The organism is Aliidongia dinghuensis, from assembly GCF_014643535.1.
GTDB lineage: Bacteria > Pseudomonadota > Alphaproteobacteria > ATCC43930 > CGMCC-115725 > Aliidongia > Aliidongia dinghuensis.
Genome location: NZ_BMJQ01000046.1, coordinates 1 through 2,556 on the forward strand (window position 1 = coordinate 1; position 2,556 = coordinate 2,556).

Consider the following 2,556-nt stretch of genomic DNA (forward strand, 5'->3'; position numbering starts at 1 on the left):
TGTTATTCGGCGTGGAAAATTGACCCCTGCTGAGGGGTGATCGGTGTCCAAAATTGACCCCCTTGAGGCTGCTGTTGGCAAGCTGCCCGCTCCTGGATGCGAGCGGGTGGTCGGGGGATGTTGGTTGTGGAGACGATCAGCCGGATCCGGCGCGAGCGCTACGTCAAAGGGAAGTCGATCAAGGAGATCGCCCGGGATCTGAAGATCTCGCGGAACACGGTGCGCAAGGTGCTGCGCTCGAACGCCACGAGCTTCGAATATGAGCGTGGAACCCAGCCGCAACCGAAGATCGGGCCGTGGCGTGGCCAACTCGATGATCTGCTGCTTGCGAATGAGGGCAAGGCATCCCGCGAGCGGTTGACGCTGATCCGGGTCTTCGAGACGCTGTGCGGCCTCGGCTACGACGGCAGCTATGACGCGGTCCGGCGCTACGCCAAGACCTGGCGCCAAGGGCGCGGCACCGCGACGGCCCAGGCCTATGTGCCGCTGAGCTTCGCGCCGGGCGAGGCCTACCAGTTCGACTGGAGCCACGAGGTCGTGCTGCTGAACGGCATGACCGTGACGGTGAAGGTGGCGCACGTCCGGCTCTGCCATAGCCGGATGCTGTTCGTGCGCGCCTATCCGCGCGAGAGCCAGGAGATGGTGTTCGACGCGCACGACCGGGCGTTCGCCTTCTTCAAGGGCGCCTGCACGCGCGGCATCTACGACAACATGAAGACGGCGGTCGAGACGATCTTCGTCGGCAAGGACCGCCTGTACAATCGGCGCTTCCTGCAGATGTGCGGGCATTACCTGGTCGAGCCGGTCGCCTGCACGCCAGCGTCGGGCTGGGAGAAGGGCCAGGTCGAGAACCAGGTCGGCCTGGTGCGCGAGCGCTTCTTCACGCCGCGCTTGCGGTTCAAGGCTTATGAGGAACTGAACGCCTGGCTGCTCGACCAGTGCATCACCTACGCGAAGGCCCATCGGCATCCTGAGGATCGCGAGCAGACGATCTGGCAGAGGTTCGAGGCCGAGCGGCCGAGCCTGGTGCCCTATGCGGGCCGGTTCGATGGCTTCCATGCCGTTCCGGCGTCGATCTCCAAGACCTGCCTCGTGCGCTTCGACACCAACAAATACTCGGTCGTCGCCAGCGCGGTCGGTCGTCCGGTCGAGATCCGTGCCTACGCCGATCGGATCGAGCTGCGCCAGGACGGTCGGATCGTCGGCGAGCACTCCCGGTGCTTCGGCCGCGACCAGACGATCTACGATCCCTGGCATTACGTGCCGGTGCTGGCGCGCAAGCCCGGCGCCTTGCGCAACGGCGCGCCGTTCAAGGACTGGGTGCTGCCTGCCAGTTTGGCCCGGGTCCGGCGCAAGCTCGCCGCCGTCGATGACGGCGATCGCCAGATGGTCGAGATCCTGACGGCCGTGCTGAGCGACGGCTTGCCCGCCGTCGAGGCGGCCTGCGCCGAGGCGCTCAGGGAAGGCGTCCATTCCGCCGCCGTGATCCTCAACATCCTGGCCCGGCGCCGCGAGGCTGCCGCACCGATCACGATCATGACGCCGGACGCGTTGCGGCTGCGCCACGCACCGGTCGCCGATTGCGCCCGCTATGACAGTCTGAGGAGGGTCGTGTGATGGAGCGTACCGAGATTCTCAGCACCATGGGCGAGTTGAAGCTCTATGGCATGAAGGCCGCCTTCGACGAGATCATCGCCACGGCGATCAAGCGCCAGCACGAGCCGCAGCGCATCGTCGGCGACCTGCTCAGCGCCGAGATCAGCGAGAAGCAGGCGCGCTCGATCAAGTACCAGATCACCATCGCCAAGCTGCCCTTGGCCAAGGACATCGACGACTTCGCGTTCGACGACGCGCCGGTGAATGAAGACCTGGTCCGCGACTTGGCATGCGGCGACTTCCTGGCTCATCAGCGTAACGTCGTGCTCGTCGGCGGCACGGGGACCGGCAAGACGCACCTCGCCATCGCGATCGCCCGGGCCTGCATCCGGGGCGGTGCGCGCGGCCGCTTCTTCAACGTCGTCGATCTGGTCAACAAGCTCGAAGCCGAGGCGCGGGCCGGTCGTCAGGGCCGCATGGCCGATTACCTGTCGCGCATGGACTTCATCGTGCTCGACGAACTGGGCTATCTGCCATTCGCTCAGTCCGGCGGCCAGCTCCTGTTCCACCTGGTGAGCCGCCTCTACGAGCAATCCTCGGTCATCGTCACCACCAACCTCGCGTTCGGCGAATGGCCCCAGGTCTTCGGCGACGCCAAGATGACCACGGCGCTGCTCGACCGGCTGACCCACCACTGCGAGATCATCGAGACCGGCAACGAGAGCTGGCGCTTCAAGAACCGCGCCTGATACCAAGACGGAAATCCCCCCGCCCCAGACCCCACCCCCGGGCGGCTTGACCCGGTGGGCCCACAGGTACCTCCCGAGCGCGCCGCTCCGTCGCGCGTGGAGGCACTGCGCGTCGCGCTCGGGCCCCTCCTATGGACTACCGGGACAACCCGCCATCAGGGGGTCAACATTGGACGCCGATCGGGGGTCAAGATTGCGCGCCGGTTGACAC

The 2,556-nt window shown here is 66.2% G+C and carries 1 protein-coding gene and 1 pseudogene; both read left to right on the forward strand.

The genetic code is table 11. The features are described from left to right. Positions 1–117: 117 nt before the first annotated feature. Positions 118–1,608 (forward strand): annotated as a pseudogene (gene istA, locus IEY58_RS34080) (IS21 family transposase); the annotation flags it as partial. 8 nt (positions 1,609–1,616) lie between these two features. After that, positions 1,617–2,345 carry an IS21-like element helper ATPase IstB gene (gene istB / locus IEY58_RS34085; protein WP_189052650.1) on the forward strand — a complete coding sequence of 243 codons (729 nt, stop codon included), beginning with the start codon at positions 1,617–1,619 and terminating at the stop codon, positions 2,343–2,345. Positions 2,346–2,556 lie beyond the last annotated feature (211 nt).

Bases quoted from the DNA above. Each gene is read 5' to 3' on its own strand.
- istB (WP_189052650.1), top strand. From the start codon at position 1,617: ATGGAGCGTACCGAGATTCTCAGCACCATGGGCGAGTTGAAGCTCTAT.